The following is a 17,252-nucleotide window of genomic DNA, read 5'->3' as shown; positions in this document are numbered from 1 at the left end:
ACATCGGTCGGTTAGTCTCCCCGGATGCTCGATACCGCCGCCGCCCCGACGCCGGGCCTCGCCGTGCGCTGCACCCGGGTGCTCCTCTCACCGTGGTCGCGGCTGTCCCTGCTCGTCCTGATGCTGGCCGCGGCCGGTACGGGCGTGCTGCTCTTCGAACCGCAGCGACTGCTCGCGGAGGGCTGGCCGCCGCAGGTGAACGGGGCCGCCGCGGTGTGCGCGTTCGCGGTGGCGTACGGCATGTGCACGGTCGCGTTCGTGCCGCGGCCGCTGCTCAATCTGGCGGCGGGCGCGCTGTTCGGCTCGCAGGCGGGGATTCCCGCGGCGATCGCGGGCACGGTCCTCGGGGCCGGGGTGTCCTTCGGGCTCGGCCGGGTGCTCGGGCAGGACGCGCTGCGGCCGCTGCTGCGAGGCCGCTGGCTGAAGGCGGCCGACGGCCAGCTGAGCCGGCACGGGTTCCGCTCGATGCTGGCGGTGCGGCTCTTCCCCGGCGTGCCGTTCGCCGCCGCCAACTACTGTGCCGCCGTGTCCCGCATGGGCTGGCTGCCTTTCCTGCTCGCCACCGGCCTGGGCTCGATCCCGAACACGACAGCGTACGTCATAGCGGGCGCCCGCGCGTCGACGCCGACCTCGCCCGCGTTCCTGATCGCGATGGGTTTCATCGCGGTGACGGGTCTCGGGGGCGCGGTGGTGGCGTGGTGCAAGCGGCACCGCCTGCGGGGCGGCCGCTGAGCCGGGCCGGCCCCCTGGCCGCCTCCCGGCCGCGCCTGCCCGCTCGCTTCCGCCGCGCCTGCCCGCCCCCGACCGCCGCCCCGTCGGCCACTGCCCGGACGCCCCGGGCGACGGCCCTCGCACGAGTGATTCATCTTGTGCCGCTACGCTGCCCCCCGTCGAGGCACGTGATCGTCCCTCCCGGCCCATCGAACGACCCCGCGCACACCCGCATCACGCCTCGCCGCCCCTGGTCCCCCGCCCACGCTTCTGACCGCCACCGCACGGGTCAGCACCCGATCAGTTACTGGACGGCGCAGTTTTCATGTCTTGGCTCGAATCGTTCATTCTCGGACTCGTCCAGGGACTGACCGAGTTCCTTCCGATCTCATCCAGCGCTCATCTGCGACTGACCGCGGCGTTCGCGGGCTGGCACGACCCGGGTGCCGCCTTCACCGCGATCACCCAGATCGGCACGGAGACCGCGGTCCTGATCTACTTCCGCAAGGACATCGGGCGGATCGTCAGCGCCTGGTTCGGCTCGCTGATCGGCAAGGTGCCGCGCTCGGACCACGACGCGCAGATGGGCTGGCTGGTGATCGTCGGCTCGATCCCGATCGGCGTCCTCGGCGTCACGCTCAAGGACCAGATCGAGGGCCCGTTCCGCGATCTGCGCCTGATCGCCACGACCCTCATCGTCATGGGCATCGTCCTCGGCGTCGCCGACCGCCTGGCGGCCCGCGACGAGACCGGCGGCAAGCACCGCGCCGTACGCGAACGCAAGAGCCTCAAGGATCTGGGCGTCAGGGACGGCCTGATCTACGGCGTCTGCCAGGCCATGGCCCTCATCCCCGGCGTCTCCCGCTCCGGCGCCACGATCAGCGGCGGCCTCCTCATGGGCTACACCCGCGAGAGCGCGGCCCGCTACTCCTTCCTCCTCGCCATCCCCGCCGTCCTCGCCTCGGGCGCCTACGAACTCAAGGACGCGGGCGAGGGCCACGTCTCCTGGGGGCCGACGATCTTCGCCACGATCGTCGCCTTCGTGGTCGGATACGCGGTGATCGCGTGGTTCATGAAGTTCATCACCACGAAGTCCTTCATGCCGTTCGTCTACTACCGCATCCTGCTCGGCATCGTGCTGTTTGTGCTGGTCGGAGTGGGTGAGCTCAGTCCGCACGCGGGCGAATCCGGGGACTAGACCCGCCGCCGGTCGCCGGCTTTCCACCTTGCAGATCCAGGGATGACTGGAGCTGCTCAGAGCCTCCGAGAGGCTCCTCCCCTCCATCACCTCCCTGTCGTCTCCCAGTCCGGCCCCTGGACATCGCGAAGGCCCCCGCAGATGCGTCTGCGGGGGCCTTCGCGGTGCCGGTCGCAGCCCGGCACGGGGACCCCTCCGCCGCCCCGTCCGTTAGGACCGCGGCCGCCTCTTGTCAGCGGCGAGCCGAGCCGCACGCACCGCACGACGCAGCCGAATGCCCCTGCCGCACTCGGCGCCTCTCCTGCACACCGGGCAGTCAGCAAGGTGACGGAGCTGTATCCGGTACAACTGGTCAGCGCGCTCGGTGTCGATCCCGTTCACCGCTCGACCTCCTTCTACGTCTCAGCCGTCGACAGCAGGGCGCTCACACGCACCGGATCGCACAGGCCCCCCCCCGGATGCCGAGGCCGCACCACCCACGCCGCAAGCAAGCGTCGCGTCACCGACCCGCGGGACACCGAGGTACGCCCCTCGCCGAGGTGTGCCTCCTCGCCGTCCCACCGGGCGCCCGCGAGCACGAGCACGTAGTACGGACCCTCGCTGTACCGGGTATCGCGGAACACGGGACCGTGCAACCACGGGGCCAGAGCATCGGCCGGCGCGCCCAGGCGCTGCGCCCACCTCGTCGCTACCGACCACCGTGTGCATACGCTCAGCGGGGGCCCGGATCACGTCGAAGCGCCGGCCGAGCGGGAGCAAGGCCACCCCGCGCTCGGCCCACTCAGCGCGGGCCCGCTCCGGCAGGGGGTGGGTGCGCGCGAGCCAGTCGTCGGTCGCGGCGCAGTGCGCGAAGCGCGTCGGTGCGTCCATGACCGGGACGTCAGCCAGCGCCGCGAATCAGAGTGCATCCTGATTCGCGAGTATTCGGCTGCCGCCCGGCGTGATTCGCGGAGATTCTCACGCGTCCGCGAAGTGCGCCCGCGCCCGCGCGATCAGCCGACGCGAAGGTAGGTGGCGGCGGCTCGACATCAACAGGGCGCGATGACAACAGCGCCCCGTACGCGAACGTAACTGTGCAGATGGAGCTGTTCACCCTGGTGGGCGCGGGCACCCTGAGCCCGCGCGCGGGCGATTCGGCGGGGCAGCGCGACCGAGCCGTCACCCGCTTTTCGCCTTCTCCGGGTCACGCATCGGATTGGCAACCCGTTCGGGTGGGCGGGGCGGCCGGATTCGAACCGGCGTCCTCCCCACATGCTGTGTAAGGCGCGACAACCACTGCGCTACGCCCCACCCGCCGATGATCGTACCGGTGACGGGGGGACGCCGAAACGGAGATCCGCGTGCCGGACACGCGTCCCGCTCGGCGCTGCGGGCCGGGCAATCAGGCGGGTTCGGCGGATGGCGGCCCGTTCGGCACCCTTCAACTGGTCACCGTGCGTAGTCACTTTGGCCTCATGTGTCCCTCTGCTACCTAAAATGGGGATCTGGGCACGTTGTGTAGGCAAGGGGGGCGCTTTTTCCGTCCGATGGGTGCACGCTGTTCGTACGGGCGTATCCCCGGCGGCCGCCGCCGGCTCGTCGGCGGGGGCGGCGGCCGCGAGGTGCGAGGACGTGGCGGCTCCCCCTCCGCCGGGCGTCCTCGCACCGCTGCCCTCTCCTCGGGGGCGGGCGAGAGCCTCCCCCGAGGAGAGGAGGAGCCGGGACCGCGGTGTCCGCTGCCTGGAGCGCGGCCCCGGCTGCCTCATCCCCTCTTTCGTGCGGCGTCCGTCAGGAACAGCCGCCCGCCGAGCACCGGCCCGCAGGGCGGCCGGTCGCCGGAGGTCGCCGCACGACCGCGCCCCCGGGGCGGGGAGGGCGGGTGCGGCCGCATGGTGAGTCCTGGCAAGTCCGTGACACGTCCTGGGAATTCCGTGAGCAGCCCGTGGGACCTCGTGCAAAGTCCGTGGGAGGTCCGTGGGAAATCCAAGGGGCTGTTCCTGGGCGATGCCCATGCCTCGGTGGCCGCGTCCTGACCATGCCTGTACCCACGGTAGTCAAACCAGTCCACGCAGTGAAGACCGCTGCCGCAAACGGGAGGCGATTCCTCCGCGCACGGACGCCCCACGCGCGTTTCTGTCTCCGATGGCCTCAACTGCCCCAGGAGTGGGTCCCGGAGTGGGTCCAGGAGTGAGCTCAGCAGGGAGCTCAGGTGCGGCGTCGACCGCGGGAGCCCTCCCGCCGGGCCCGCACCGCAGCACGTGGTGCTCGCCAGTGAGCACCGGCCCGGTCAGCGTGAGGAACCGGACGTCCACCGTGACGTCCAGACCCCGGGCCCCCGCGGCGTGCCGGCACGCGCCCACTTCGTCCGTCGCGACCACCCACCGCGGCCGCCCCAGCGCGGTGACCGCCCGGACCGCGCGGCGGAGCCCTCCGGTGCCGTCGCCGTCATCGGTGGTGTCCACGTCATCGGCCTCGAGGACCACCAGTTGACGGGGCGCCACCACGGGCGGCAGCGCCCGCGCGACCGGCCCCGCTTCCGACACCAGCGCCACCGGCGCCCCGTCCCGGACCACCAGTCCGACCAGCTCCACGTACGGACGCCCGCGCCGGGCCACCGCGAGGCGTCCGGTCCAGGCCCGGGCAAGGACCTCGTGGCACTCGGCCTCCGTCATGCGGCGCACGGTCCCCACAGTCGACCTCCTCGTGCCGCCGCGGCCCGGAGAGCGTGGACGGGCAGGGACGACACCCCTGGAGGGGTGAGCCGGGGTCCGGGGCAGTGCCCGCCGTCGGCCGGCCCGGGGCGGGCGGGGCCTCGACGCTGTTCTCGCTGTTCCTCACTTCTCTGATACGCGGTACTTCTCTTATACGCGGTCCTGCCCCGCTTGTGCCCCGCCGGGACAGGTCGGGCGCAGAACGGCGGATATGCGTACGGGCCCGCCGCCCGAAGGCGGCAGGCCCGTACCACGCGCACCAGGGCTGTCAGCAGCTCATGGCCCACGTGTGGGAGTCGCCGTCGTCATTGGCCAGGCCGTTGTGACTGACCTCCTGTCCCGGCGTCAGGCAGATGGTCATGTGACCGCCCTGGCCGGCGCGCGAGTACACCTTGACGTGGTCCTTGATGCCCGGCCCCGAGATGCCGTGGTTGGCCCACGAGGAGTCCTCGTCCGCGATGTAGCTCTCCCACCAGCTGTCGTCCCCGGACCAGTTGGCGCGCTGGCCTTTGTAGTCGGCGTGCTCCCAGGCGCAGAACTCGCCGCTGGGGCAGTCGGCCGCCCCGGCCGGGTTCGCGACGGCGAGACTTCCGGTCACCAGGAGTGCCGCGGCCATGCCGAGCAGGGCACGCCTGACGGTCCTCGTCCTCGGCGCGGGCGCGGCAGTGGTGGTGGAGTGCTTCAGCGTCATGTCGGGGTGGTGCCCTTCTGTTCGGTGCGTGTGCGTCCGCTGCGTCTGAGCGGCGTGGTGGTGAGGTAGTGAGGTGGTGAGGTGGTGAGGTACTGCGGGTGCGAGGGCGGCCGCGTTCGGCCGACGGCCCGTCAGGCGGCCTGGCAGCCCTCGGTCTTGTCGGAGATCCCGTCGATCCGGGAGCCCCAGGACCAGTTGTCACTGAAGTCGTACGGGCGGATGAGGCGGTAGGAGCAGGTGTGCCGCCCCCAGTCGATCGCGTACAGGTTCTGGTTCACGTCCGAGCGGAAGGACACGGTCTTGTCGTGATGGGAGTTGGGGACATCGGCGTACCCCGGGGGCCGGTAGCACCAGCCCGTGCCGTGCTGGCCGGCCCGGGTCCAGAAGCACACCTCCCCCGGGCCGCGCTCGACGGCCCCGGCTCCGGGCGCGGACGCCGATGCGGGGGCTGTCTGGACGAGCGCGGGGGCCAGGGCGGCGAACAGGGCCGTGGACAGGGCGAGTCTGCGGAGCATGGCCACCTTCGGGTCGCTCATCGTGTCGCTGGGGAGCCCCCGCCCGTGCGGACCGGGGCGTGGGCACGGCGATGCTGCCCCCGCGCGGAGCCACGCATTCCAGCTGTCACCCGAAGGGGTGCAGGGCCCGGTGTCGCCCCTTACGCGACCCGCGGCGAGCGCCCGTGCAGCTGGCTGCCCCGCCGCCTGCCCCGGGCGGGATGGCGGCCCCGGCGGCTCCCCGTCACCTGGGCGAGCGCGTCGAGGTGGGCCTGGACGTACGGGACGGCCACGTGCTCCAACTCGCCCTCGATGAAGGCGGGCTGGACGTTGACCTCGAAGACGACCCCGCCGTTCTCGATGGCCAGGTCGACCCCGGCGAAGGGCAGCCCGACCGACGCGGTGGCGGCGACGGCCAGTTCGGTGAGGCGGCGCGGCAGGTCGCGCGGGGCGATGAAGGTGGCGCTGGCCCCCTGACAGGTGTTGCAGGGGGTGTCCGTCGCGGGCTGGATGTGCTCGCGGGCGTGGATGACGCGGCCGCCCAGGACGAACACGCGGAACTGGTGCCGGTCGCCGTCGGCGGTGATGTTGCCCGCGTCGCGCGAGAGCAGCCAGGCGCTGCGCCGACGCGCGTAGTACTCGGCCGCCTCGGCCAGTTGCGCCTCCGAGGTGACGTGGAAGGTGTCGCTGCCGCCGGTGCCGACGACGGGCCGGGCCCAGGTGTCGCGGCCGAGGCCGTCGAAGGCTGCGACCGCCTCGCGCGCGCTCGGCCGCGCCAGGACGACCGTGTCCATCTGCGCGATGCCGTCCCGCCGGAAGCGGGCGACCGTGCGGTCCTTCTCGGTGGCCGTACGCCACGCCGTCACCCCGGCGCCCAGGGTCACCGCCCGATGGTGGGCGAGGGCGCGCTGGAACGCGGTGAGGGAGCGGCGCCGGTGCGGCGGGATCTCGTACAGCACCACCACGTCGGGCACCACCTCCAGGCCCTGGTCGGGCACGTCGAGGCGTAAGCGACTCCCTTCGCGCTCATGGACGCGGCCGGTGCCGCACGGGGCGAAGTGGTGGGAGTCGATGCGGCGGGGCGGGGCGCCGGTGAGGAGTTCCACGGCGCGGGCCAGGTAGTCCCGGCAGCCTTCGGGGGACGTGGGGTCGGTGATCAGGGCGACGCACGGTCCGGACACGGCGGCCTCCAGCGGCTCTCGGCGCGCACTCGGTCCGCGCGCACGACGTGGCGCGGGCCCGGGCGGAGGTCACGGCGGGACGGGGCGGGCCCGCGGCAGCGTGTCACGGAGGCCCATGCGGCGCCGCGCCCGCGCCCGCCGGCCGTCCCGGTGGTGGCGGGCCGGGGCGACGCCCGGCCGGGGGCCCTCGTGACCACGGGGCGGGACCGCGCCCGCCCCGATGCGTGCCGCGGGGCCGTGGCCCCGTGTGCCGTTTCCGTACTCGGTTCCGTGTCCCTGCTCAGTGCCGCACTCGGACTCCGTGCTCGGTACCGCAGCGCCATGGGCCCCACACTGTAAGCGCCGGTCGGAGCCCCGGCCAGTGCACACGCGCGCCCGTCTCCCGCGCCAGTTCTGCGCCTCGTGCGCCCGGTGCGCGCCCTTCCCGCACGCGGCGCCTGGCCCCCCGTGCCACAGGGCACCGCGAGGCCGCGCGCACGACCGTCGACCGGGTCGGCCGCGGGGCCCCCGGGCCCCGATCACCCGGACGGCGACGCCTCGCCTGACGAAGGCTTACGAAGGGCCCCTCCGGTGGGACGCTCCCAGCGACCGCCGTGCGGGGCACCCCCGCGCACGGCGAGGGAACCCGCACGTGCGCTGGGGGGATCTGCCACGCATCGCCTGCTCGCCGGTCAACACCTGGACGCCGCGGGTGAGTTGGCCTCGCCCAACGGACGGATACGCCTCGTCACGCGGAGGGGACGGCAACCTGGTCCTGTTCCGCACGGACGACGGCGTACCGCTGTGGGCCTCCGCCACCTGGCGGCAGCCCGTCACCCATGGGGACATGCGCGACGGCACAGCTTCGCGGGCCCCGACGCGGTCCAGCGGTGGCTCGGCGACACCCAGAGCCTCGGCCACGACACCCTGTTCCGGGGGCACGGCTACGTCCTGGCACTGCGTACGTACGACTGCGACCACCCCGGCGAGAGCCGCGGCTTCTTCCGCGTCCCCCACACCCACGCCGACCCGGCCCCGCCCACCTCGACGGCGCCACCGTCGGCGCCACCGCGCACCCGCCGCCCCGCGCCGAACGCGCCGCTCACATCGGGAACGAAAGCACCCGCACGTCACCCGCGGGCCACGGGGCGGCCCCGGGTCCCGCCTCCAACGGCGTCCACATCGTGCGCAGCGGCATGACCACGGGACCGGCGGGCTGCTCCACCTGGACGTCGCCCGTCAACTCCCGCCAGCCGAGGCGGTCGTAGAGGGCGACGAGGGGCGGGCGGCAGAAGAGCAGGGCGTGCCGGGGGCCCATGGTGCGGGCGTGGTCGAGCGCCGCCGTGAGGACGGTCCGCGCGAGGCCCCGGCCCCGCAGGTCGGGTGCGACGGCCACACCACCGACGCCGATCACCTCCGTGGGGCTCCCGTCGATCGCGACCGGCAGCCGCAACAGGCCCGCGTGGGCGACGAGTCGGCCCGCCGTCGACCGCACGCCGAAGTGCACCTCCTTGGGCAGCCACGTCAGGCCGGTGCCCGCGACGCCGAACGGGTCGGTGCCGTCGCCGAGTATCTCGTCCTGCTCGGCCCGTGCGTACGCGGTGAGCCGGACCGCGGTCAGGGTCCCGAAATCATGATCGTCCACCTCCGCATGATGCGCGGCGGACGGACGCGGGGACAAGTGCGGGCGCGTGGCCGAGGACGGTCCGGTGAAGAGCGCGACACGAGGCAACCCCGGTACGCGCGTTGCCATCCTCCAGTTCCGGGGCCCCGGCGATCTCTCCAGGGATCCGGGGTGGCCGACGAACAGGATGAAACCGGAGGAATGTCTTGATCCATGTCCCGCGCTCGGTGACCGCCGCCGCGGCGGTCCTCGCGCTGGCGGCGGGGGTGCCGGGCCTCGCGCACGCGCAGCCCTCAGCCGATCGAATACCGCCCGCGTCCCCGAGACCCGTCACGTCGCCGGACGACCCCACGCCGCCGGAAGAGGCCGAGGGCCAACTCCCCAAGGGGTGGCGGGTCGACGGGGCCGGCGCCCGCAAGGAACTGGTCTGGCAGGCCCCTCGGGCGGTGCCGATGGGCGACTCCCGAGTCGAGTTCTACTCCGGCGACCGGCTCCTCGGCGTCCCCGTGCCCCACGACGACCAGCGCACCTTCCGGCTGCGACTCGACGACACGCGGGTCGGCCCCGCCGCGGAGCTGCGGGCGCAGGCCGGCGGCCGCCGTCTCGACGAGGCTGCGAAGGAAGCCCCACGGGTCTCGCCGCCCGCCGCCTCCGCCGAGGAGTCGGCCCCGCTGCCCGCGAATCGGGTCGATCCGGGCGTACCGGGCAAGTACCGCACGGTGAGCGGTGAGTACACCCAGAAGTCGGTGCGGCTGCCCGGCTTCCGCGCGCCGGTGGAGATGCGCGGCACCGTGGTCGGGCCGGTGGACGCCCCGGGCAAGCGCCCGCTCGCGCTGTTCCTGCACGGCCGGCACTACACCTGCTACAACGCCCGTGGCGACCAGGACGGCGGCTGGCCCTGCAAGGGCGGCATGAAGCCCGTCCCGAGCCATCGCGGCTATCTGCACGACCAGAAGCTCCTGGCCTCGCAGGGCTATGTGACGGTGTCGATCGCCGCCAACGGCATCAACGGCCAGGACGACGTGGCCGAGGACGGCGGCGCCGAGGCGCGTTCGTCGCTGGTGCGTCAGCACCTCGGCCGCTGGGCGGACTGGGCCGCGGGCCGCGGCGACGTGCCGGGGGCCGTGCGCGCCACCGCACCCGCCGACCTGTCCCGCGTGCTGCTCGTCGGCCACTCCCGCGGCGGCGAGGGCGTCAACCGGGCCGCGCTCGACAGCCTGGCCCCGCCGCCCGCCACCGAGGACGGGGCTGTGGGCCCGGCGCGCTGGACCATCCGCGGCACCGTCCTGATCGGCCCCACGATCTTCGGCCAGAACCCGGTCCCCGACGTGCCCTCCATGACCGTCCTGCCCGGCTGCGACGGCGACGTGTCCGACCTCCAGGGCCAGATCTACGCCGACGGGACGCGCGGCGTCAGCCGCGGCACGGCCCTGCACAGCGCGGTCTACGTGGTCGGCGCCAACCACAACTTCTTCAACAGCGAGTGGACTCCGGGGCAGGCCGAGGCGCCCGCGAACGACGACTTCAGCTCCGGCAGCAGGCCCGACGCGGTGTGCGCCAAGGGCAAGGACACGCGTCTGACCGCCAAGCAGCAGCAGAAGGCGGGTTCCACCTACATCGCGGCGGCGGCCCGCCTGTTCGTCGGCGGTGACGACCGGGTGCGTCCGCTCCTCGACGGCTCCGGCCGCCGCGCGCCCTCGGCGAAGCCCGCGCGCGTGCTCACCCACGCCGTCGGCGGCAACCGCACCCCCGCGTTCGTGCCGAACTCCTCGCTCGGGGTGTCCGGCGGACGGCTGTGCGCGCAGGTGGACCGCAAGGCGTCCCGCTCCTGCCTCGCCCCCGACGTGCGCGGCTCCTCGCCGCACTTCGCGGTCTGGGGCCCCTCGCCGGAACCGGGCCGCCACGCGGTCGCGATGCGCTGGACGCGGACCGGCACCCCGACCAAGCTCCGGCCGAAGAAGCCCGTGTCCCTGGCGGGCGCCGACAAGCTGGCCCTGCGCGTGATCGTGCCGCCCAACACCAGGGGCACCCGCCTCGACGTCACCGTCACCGACGCCTCGGGCCACCGGGCGAAGCTCGGCCAGGTCCGCGTGGACGGGCTGCCCGGCACCGAGATGACCTCCTCCTACTGGGGGCGCGAGGTGCGTCTGCCGCTGTCCGCCGCCGCCCGCGCCGGACTCGACCTCAAGCAGGTCATGTCGCTGGAGCTGACCCCGCAGAACCGGTCCGGGCGCGCCTGGCTGATGGACGCGTGGGGCTGGCGCCCGGGCACTCCGGACGCCGGGACCGCCGACCTCGCGCGGGTCGACATCGGCCGGCTCAAGGTCGACGAGGGCGACTCCGGAGTGCGCACGTACAAGGTGCCGGTCCGGGTCTCCGGGCAGGGCACCGGCAAGGTCCGTCTCTTCGTGACCGACTCTCGTACGCAACGGACCACGAACCGGATCGTGACGGTGCGGCCGGGCGGCGACGCCGTCGAGGTGCCCGTCACCGTGCGGGGCGACAAGCGCTACGGCACCGACACCTCCCACGAGGTCATGGCCAAGGCGATCAGCAGCGCGGTGGTCGGCTCCCACCAGGGCGGGGTGCTCGTGCGCAACGACGACCCGATGCCCAAGGTCAGCGTGCGGCCGATCGCCGACCGGGTCACCGAGGGCAAGGCCCTCAAGTGGCGCGTCACGCTGTCCGAGGCGGCCGACACCGACATCGAGGCCGGATTCGAGCTCCGCCGGGTCACCAGCGGCACCGAACTGTCCACCAAGGACGTCAGCAAGCGCTGGCTGAAGGAGACCTTCGACCGGTCGCCGAACCCGGCGCGCCGCCTGTCCAAGGTGTCGGAGATGCCGTACGTCCCGGCGGGCATCGCCGCGGGCAAGCGCAGCGTCGTGGTGTCCGTGCCCACCGTCAAGGACCGGGTGCGCGAGTCGAAGGAGACCGTGCGGCTGCGGCTGCTCACCTACGACCAGTCGTGGCAGCCGCACCCCGGCCCGACGGTCACCGGGACGGTGCGCGACCCGGCGTAGTCCGGCCGCGCGCCGCGTCCCAGGCGGCGGCGTCCGCGCCGCCGAGGAAGTGCACGTCGTACCGGTCCTGTTCGGGCAGGAGGCTGTCGAACGTGTCCAGGCCGTGCTGTACGCGGCCCAGGGCGCGGAAGTAGCCGAACCGGTCGACGCCCGGTGTCAGGACCGCCAGCAGTTCGGCGGTCGCTCCGGCCGCCGCGCCGAACGCGTGCGGCGTCCCGGGCGGGATGACGACGAGACCCCCGCGGGTCACCGTCGTCATCCCGCCGTCCAGGGAGAACTCCACGGCTCCGTCGAGCACGTGGAACAGCTCCGTCGACCGCGTGTGGACGTGCGGCCTCGCGCCGTCCGCGCCCGCGCCGAGGGTCAGCAGGTTGGCGCCCAGGGCGCCGCCGGTGTGCGCGGCGTCGGCCAGCAGGTCGAAGCCGCCGCCGTGCGGAAGGGGTACGTGTTCGGCGCACCCGGCGCGCACCACGAGGGCGCCGGGCATGGCCGGGGCTCGAACGGCTTCGGGGGTCTGTGGGGTCGCTCGATGCGTCATGGTCCGTGCTCTTCCTGTGCTCTCTGGTCCGCCAGGGCTCTCGTCGCGCGGTGCGACGTTCCGTGGCCCCCATTCGATCCGGGGAAGAAGCCGCGAACCAGAAGCAGTTGTTCCCTGCAGAAATCACCGATCGTGATGAATCGGCGCCGCAGGAGGAACGCGTGGAACTGCGCCAGCTCCAGTACTTCGCCGCCGTGGCCGACGCGGGCGGCTTCAGCCGGGCCGCCGAGCGGCTCGGCATCGTGCAGTCGGCGGTCAGCCAGCAGGTCCGCCGCCTCGAACGGGAGCTCGGCGTCGCGCTGTTCGACCGGTCCACGCGGTCCGTCCGTCTCTCCGCCGCGGGCGAGCGGCTGCTTCCCGAGGCCCACGCCGTGCTCGCGGCGGCCCGGCGCACCCGGCGGGTCGCGGCCGACCTCGTGGCCGGCGACGAGGGCCTGCTCCGCCTCGGCACCGTCCAGGGGCCGGGCGACCGGACGTACCGCCTCCTCGACGAGCTGCGGCGCACGGCCCCCGGGCTCCACGTGCGGCTGCGCCGGCTGCCCCTCACCGAGCGGCTCGCGGCGGTGCGTTCGGGCGAGTTGGACGCCGCGCTGGTGCGGGCGGCGGCGACGGCTCCTGGGCTCGAACTGCTGCCGGTGTGGCGGGATCCGCTGTACGTGGCGCTGCCCGAGGACCACCCGGCGGTGGCCCCGCCCGACGGCGGACCGCGGTCCGCGCCCGCCCCGAGCCCGGCGTGCGCCCCGCCCCTGCGCCTCGACCGGCTCGCGGACCTCCCGCTGCGCCTGGCCCCGCGTGAGCACAACCCGCCCTTCCACGACCTGGTGACCGGCGCGCTGCGGGCCGCCGGGGCGCAGCCGCCGCTCGGGCCGCCGTTCACCACTCTCCAGGAGACGCTGACCGACCTGGCCGAGCAGCGCGCCGGCTCCCCGTCCTGGACGGTCTTCTACGAAGTGACGGGGCTGCCGCCGGTGCCCCACGTGGCCGTACGACGCCTTGCCACGCCCGAACTCACCACGTCCCTTGCCGTGTTGCCGGGCCCGCCCGGCCCACCGCTGCGCCATCTGCTCCGGGCGCTGCGGGCGCTGCGGGCCTGAGACTCAGCCGGTCGGCCGACCGGGGCACGGGGCGTCCTGGTGCTGCCGCCGGGCGTGGCCGCGGCGGCGCTCGCGGTGCCGCAGCTGCGCCGCCACGGCCCCGGCCGCCGGGACGACCCCCTGGTGGTCCACCCCCGTCGCCCTCACCGCCGCCCTCTCAGCCGCCCTCTCAGCCGCCCTCGCGGCCGCCGGAGTCCTCACGGCGCATCGCATCCGGCCCCGCGCGGCCCGACGCACGCCGGGCCCCGGTCCAGTGCCGGTGATGCCGCTGTCCGACGGCGGCATCACCGAACGCGGGCACCCGCCGCGCCAAGTGACGTACGGAATCGTGCCGTCCATCACTGCGCGAGGCCGTCCTACCGCGCCCCAACCACCCTCAAGAGCCTCGCTCCGCCCCGCTGACCAGCGCACCTGCTCCAACTCGCGCCGGACGCGCGCGCCTTGCGGCGCCCCGGCGCGATCACATGCCGCAGGTGTGCGGTAGCTGACAGTTCCGATTGCCAGGGCTATCCCCTAGGCTTGACGTCATGCCCCTCACCCCTCAACCCCATGGTTCCGTGCGGTCGTCGGCCGAGTTGAACGAGCGGATACGCGGCCTGTGGCTGCGTGCGGGCGGCCGCCTCTCCGTCGAACAGCGGCGGGAGTACGAGCAGTTGGTGACCGAGTGGGCCGAGGCGGTACGCGCAGAGATCGTGCAGGCCGCGTAAGCGGCACGCAACGGGGGCAGTACGCACGCATCTTCCGCGCGTGAGCCGTCCTTCGGCGTCACCGCACCGGAGGCCCGTCCTCCACCGATGAGTTCCTCACCGCGCGCGAGCGATCCCGACCCGCTCGCGCGCACTCTCCCCACCGGCCCGGACGGACACATCGAGCCATCCCGGCCCAGCGCGGTACAACGACTCGCGCCCGGCCTCTTGGCTCCGCACCCCCGGTGCCCAAGACTGATCAGATGACGCAGCGCGTGGAACTCGCCGCAGTCCTTGACCGGTTGGCCATCGACACCCTCATCACCGACTACGCCATCACCGTCGACGACGGCGACTGGGACGCCTACCGTCGTCTCTTCGCACCCGACGGACGCGCCGACTACCGCTCGGCGGGCGGCATCGAAGGACCAGCCTCCGAGGTCGCCGACTGGCTCACGGAGTCCCTGCGGATCTTCGCGGTACGCCAGCACCTCATCGTCAACCGCAGGATCCAATTCGACGTCCGCGACCAGGACGTCGGCGACACCGCCCGGATACAGGCCGACTACGCCAACCCCATGCGGTTCGCGGACAAGGCGGAGAGCCCCGACAGTGCCGCCCCCGACTTCGAGTGCGGCGGGCGCTACGCCTTCACCGCCGTCCGCACCCACAACGGCTGGCGGCTGCGTCAGGTGGTCGTCCAGGAGAAGTGGCGCAGACAGAACTGCTCCGACCCGGTTACCTGAAGCAGGCGCCCCCTGTCCTAGATCGTCGGGGGCGCGCACACTGAACCTACGACGGCGGGGGGCACCGGCCGCGTCGGACGGATCAGGGCAGAAAGGCGCGCTGCATGGACGCACTCGGCAGCAAGCGGCGGCACCGCTGGGTGCCGCGATGGGCGGACGCGAAGGCGTGGCGGCGCGTCGGCCTCGCCTCGCCGTGGCGGCGCGGGATCCTCGCGGCCCTGTGCGGCGCCCTGCCCGCCCTGGCGTTCCCCGCGCCGTCCTGGTGGTGGTTCGCGTACGTCGCGCTCGTGCCGTGGCTCCTGCTCGCCCGCTCGGCCCCGACCGGTCGGCGCGCGGCCCTGGACGGATGGCTCGGCGGGCTCGGCTTCATGGTCGCCGTGCACCACTGGCTGCTGCCGAGCCTGCATGTGTTCACACTCGTCATCGCCGCGCTGCTCGGTCTGCTCTGGGCACCGTGGGGCTGGCTCGTGCGGCATCTCCTCGGCGGCACGCCCTCCTCCGGGCGCGCCGCCACCGCGCTGCTCGTCCTTCCCTCCGGCTGGCTGATGGTGGAGCTGGTGCGGTCCTGGGAGGGGCTCGGCGGGCCCTGGGGGCTGCTCGGCTCCAGCCAGTGGCAGGTCGAGCCCGCCCTGCGCCTCGCGTCGGTCGGCGGGGTCTGGCTGGTCAGCGCCCTGGTCGTGGCCGTGAACACCGGCGTCGCCGTGCTCGTCGCGCACCGCGGCGCCCGTGTCCCCGCCGTCGCCGGTCTCGTCGCCGTCGGCGCGGCCACCACGGCGGCCTGGACCTGGTCCCCGCGCCCCGAGCCCGCGGGCGACGTCCGCGTCGCCGTCGTCCAGCCCGGCGTCATGAACGGCATCGACAGCGCCGACCAGCGGTTCGCCCGCGAGGAGGCCCTGACCCGCTCCCTCGCGGGCCGCGATCTGGACCTCGTGGTGTGGGGCGAGAGCAGCGTGGGCCACGACCTGACCGAGCGGCCCGATCTCGCCGGACGGATCACCGCGCTGTCCCGGCAGGTCGGCGCCGACATCCTGGTCAACGTCGACGCGCGCCGCTCGGACCAGCCGGGCATCTTCAAGAGCTCGGTGCTCGTCGGCCCCCAGGGACCGACGGGTGATCGCTACGACAAGATGCGCCTGGTCCCCTTCGGCGAGTACGTGCCCGCCCGTTCCCTGCTCGGCTGGGCGACCTCCGTCGGCAAGGCCGCGGGCGAGGACCGCAGGCGCGGTGACCGGCCCGTCGTCATGACCATCGGGCAAGGGCAAGGGCAAGGACCAGGACAAAGACAAGGGCAAGCCCTGCGGGTCGGACCGCTGGTGTGCTTCGAGTCCGCGTTCCCCGACATGAGCCGCCACCTCACCCGCGAGGGCGCGCAGCTGCTGCTCGCCCAGTCCGCCACGTCGACGTTCCAGCACAGCTGGGCGCCCGAGCAGCACGCCTCCCTCGCGGCGGTGCGGGCCGCCGAGACCGGCCGCCCCATGGTGCACGCCACCCTCACCGGCGTCTCGGCCGTCTACGGCCCGAGCGGCGAACGCGTCGGCGCGCCGCTCGGCACGTCGGCGTCGAGCACCGCGCAGTACGACGTGCCGCTGGCCACCGGCACCACCCCGTACGTGCGGTTCGGCGACTGGCCGGTGCACGCGGCCCTCGTCGTGCTCGCCCTGCTGTGCGCGGCGGAGGGCGCGCGGGCGTTCAGGCGGCCCGCTCCTGAACGGCCCGCACCACACGCTCGCACAGCTCATGGCTCGCCAGCGCGTCCCGCGCGCTGAGCACCTTGCCCGCGCGCACGGAGTCGAGGAACGCGAGCACGACCTGCTCGATGCCGCGCTGGCGCGCCACCGGCACCCAGTCGCCGCGCCGCCGCACGGTGGGCTGGCCCTTGTGGTCGACGACGTCGGCGAGGTTCAGGACCTGCCGCTTGGTGTCCTGACCCGAGACCTCGAGGATCTCCTCGGCGGACCCGCTCAGCCGGTTCATCACGCCGATCGCGGTGAACCCGGCGCCTCCGAGCTGCAGCACGACGTGTTCGAGCAGACCGTTCTCGACCCGGCCGCGCACGCTCACGTCGTCGATCTGGCCCGGCACGAGGAAGCGCAGGGTGTCGACGACGTGGATGAAGTCGTCGAGGACCAGGGTGCGCGGGTCCTCCGGCAGGCCCACGCGGTTCTTCTGCATCAGGATGAGCTCGCGCGGGTGCTCGACGCACTGGGCGTAGCCGGGGGCGTAGCGGCGGTTGAAGCCGACGGCGAGGCTCACGCCGCGCTCCTCGGCCAGGTCCACGAGACGCTCGGAGTCGGCGAGTTCGTACGCGATGGGCTTGTCCACGTACGTCGCCACACCGGCCTCCAGGAGCCGGCCGACGATCTCGGGGTGGACGGCGGTGGGCGCGTGCACGAAGGCCGCGTCCAGGCCCTGGGCGAGCAGGGAGTCCAGGTCCGTGTGGCTGCGCTCCCCCGGTACGTGGTGGACGGCGGCGACACGCTCCAGGGTGGTGGGCGTACGGGTCTGGAGGTGCAGCTCGACACCGGGCTGCGCGGCGAGCACCGGGAGGTACGCCTTCTGCGCGATGTCGCCGAGTCCGATGCAGCCGACCTTCACCA

Annotated in this window: 15 protein-coding genes and 1 tRNA gene; 7 read left to right on the top strand and 9 right to left on the bottom strand. The window is 73.7% G+C overall.

Annotation, left to right across the window (positions count from 1 at the left end):
• The first annotated feature begins 24 nt into the window (after positions 1 to 24).
• Positions 25 to 732: a TVP38/TMEM64 family protein gene (locus tag QUY26_RS34585; RefSeq protein ID WP_289953680.1), complete on the top strand. Its 708-nt coding sequence runs from the start codon at positions 25 to 27 to the stop codon at positions 730 to 732.
• Positions 733 to 1,036: 304 nt separating this feature from the next.
• Complete coding sequence (locus QUY26_RS34580; RefSeq protein WP_289953678.1) at positions 1,037 to 1,909, top strand: undecaprenyl-diphosphate phosphatase; 873 nt, start codon at positions 1,037 to 1,039, stop codon at positions 1,907 to 1,909.
• A gap of 1,212 nt (positions 1,910 to 3,121) precedes the next feature.
• Here QUY26_RS34580 and QUY26_RS34575 read toward each other — a convergent pair.
• The 7 genes from QUY26_RS34575 to QUY26_RS34545 form a co-directional block, all read right to left on the bottom strand.
• Positions 3,122 to 3,199 (bottom strand) — tRNA-OTHER (locus tag QUY26_RS34575).
• Between the two features lie 743 nt (positions 3,200 to 3,942).
• Positions 3,943 to 4,560, bottom strand: a complete 618-nt coding sequence (locus tag QUY26_RS34570) for a hypothetical protein (protein ID WP_289953676.1) — start codon at positions 4,558 to 4,560, stop codon at positions 3,943 to 3,945.
• 307 nt (positions 4,561 to 4,867) lie between these two features.
• Complete coding sequence (locus QUY26_RS34565) at positions 4,868 to 5,215, bottom strand: peptidase inhibitor family I36 protein (RefSeq protein ID WP_289956282.1); 348 nt, start codon at positions 5,213 to 5,215, stop codon at positions 4,868 to 4,870.
• Positions 5,216 to 5,421: 206 nt separating this feature from the next.
• Entirely contained in the window at positions 5,422 to 5,826 is a 405-nt protein-coding gene (locus QUY26_RS34560; protein WP_289953674.1) for a hypothetical protein, read from the bottom strand.
• A 119-nt stretch (positions 5,827 to 5,945) separates the two neighbouring features.
• Positions 5,946 to 6,965, bottom strand: a complete 1,020-nt coding sequence (locus tag QUY26_RS34555) for an ATP-grasp domain-containing protein (RefSeq protein ID WP_289953672.1) — start codon at positions 6,963 to 6,965, stop codon at positions 5,946 to 5,948.
• A 923-nt stretch (positions 6,966 to 7,888) separates the two neighbouring features.
• A complete protein-coding gene (locus QUY26_RS34550; RefSeq protein ID WP_289953669.1) occupies positions 7,889 to 8,050 on the bottom strand; it encodes a hypothetical protein in 162 nt (53 codons plus the stop codon).
• Positions 8,047 to 8,589 (bottom strand): GNAT family N-acetyltransferase, encoded by a 543-nt coding sequence (locus QUY26_RS34545; protein WP_289953667.1) that lies wholly within the window; start codon positions 8,587 to 8,589, stop codon positions 8,047 to 8,049. The genes QUY26_RS34550 and QUY26_RS34545 overlap by 4 nt, the downstream gene beginning before the upstream one ends.
• Positions 8,590 to 8,774: 185 nt before the next feature.
• Between QUY26_RS34545 and QUY26_RS34540 the strand changes: the two genes are divergently transcribed.
• Positions 8,775 to 11,591 (top strand): alpha/beta hydrolase family protein, encoded by a 2,817-nt coding sequence (locus tag QUY26_RS34540; RefSeq protein ID WP_289953664.1) that lies wholly within the window; start codon positions 8,775 to 8,777, stop codon positions 11,589 to 11,591.
• Here the strand turns inward: QUY26_RS34540 and QUY26_RS34535 are convergent.
• On the bottom strand, positions 11,563 to 12,129 hold the full coding sequence (locus QUY26_RS34535) for a cupin domain-containing protein (RefSeq protein ID WP_289953662.1): 567 nt from the start codon (positions 12,127 to 12,129) through the stop codon (positions 11,563 to 11,565). The genes QUY26_RS34540 and QUY26_RS34535 overlap by 29 nt on opposite strands.
• Before the next feature lie 161 nt (positions 12,130 to 12,290).
• On the opposite strand from QUY26_RS34535, the gene QUY26_RS34530 reads away from it, so the two are divergent.
• The 4 genes from QUY26_RS34530 (at position 12,291) to lnt (ending at position 16,421) form a co-directional block, all read left to right on the top strand.
• Complete coding sequence (locus QUY26_RS34530) at positions 12,291 to 13,223, top strand: LysR family transcriptional regulator (protein WP_289953660.1); 933 nt, start codon at positions 12,291 to 12,293, stop codon at positions 13,221 to 13,223.
• A 527-nt stretch (positions 13,224 to 13,750) separates the two neighbouring features.
• Positions 13,751 to 13,930, top strand: a complete 180-nt coding sequence (locus tag QUY26_RS34525; RefSeq protein ID WP_078619226.1) for a hypothetical protein — start codon at positions 13,751 to 13,753, stop codon at positions 13,928 to 13,930.
• Between the two features lie 242 nt (positions 13,931 to 14,172).
• Complete coding sequence (locus QUY26_RS34520; protein WP_289953658.1) at positions 14,173 to 14,655, top strand: nuclear transport factor 2 family protein; 483 nt, start codon at positions 14,173 to 14,175, stop codon at positions 14,653 to 14,655.
• A 104-nt stretch (positions 14,656 to 14,759) separates the two neighbouring features.
• Entirely contained in the window at positions 14,760 to 16,421 is a 1,662-nt protein-coding gene (lnt, locus tag QUY26_RS34515; RefSeq protein ID WP_289953656.1) for an apolipoprotein N-acyltransferase, read from the top strand.
• Here lnt and QUY26_RS34510 read toward each other — a convergent pair.
• Positions 16,345 to 17,250 (bottom strand): Gfo/Idh/MocA family protein, encoded by a 906-nt coding sequence (locus QUY26_RS34510; RefSeq protein WP_289953654.1) that lies wholly within the window; start codon positions 17,248 to 17,250, stop codon positions 16,345 to 16,347. The two genes, lnt and QUY26_RS34510, sit on opposite strands and share 77 nt — an antisense overlap.
• Between the last annotated feature and the right edge of the window lie 2 nt (positions 17,251 to 17,252).

It is taken from the genome of Streptomyces flavofungini, from assembly GCF_030388665.1.
Lineage (GTDB): Bacteria > Actinomycetota > Actinomycetes > Streptomycetales > Streptomycetaceae > Streptomyces > Streptomyces flavofungini_A.
This window is presented reverse-complemented; position numbering and strand designations above follow the sequence as displayed.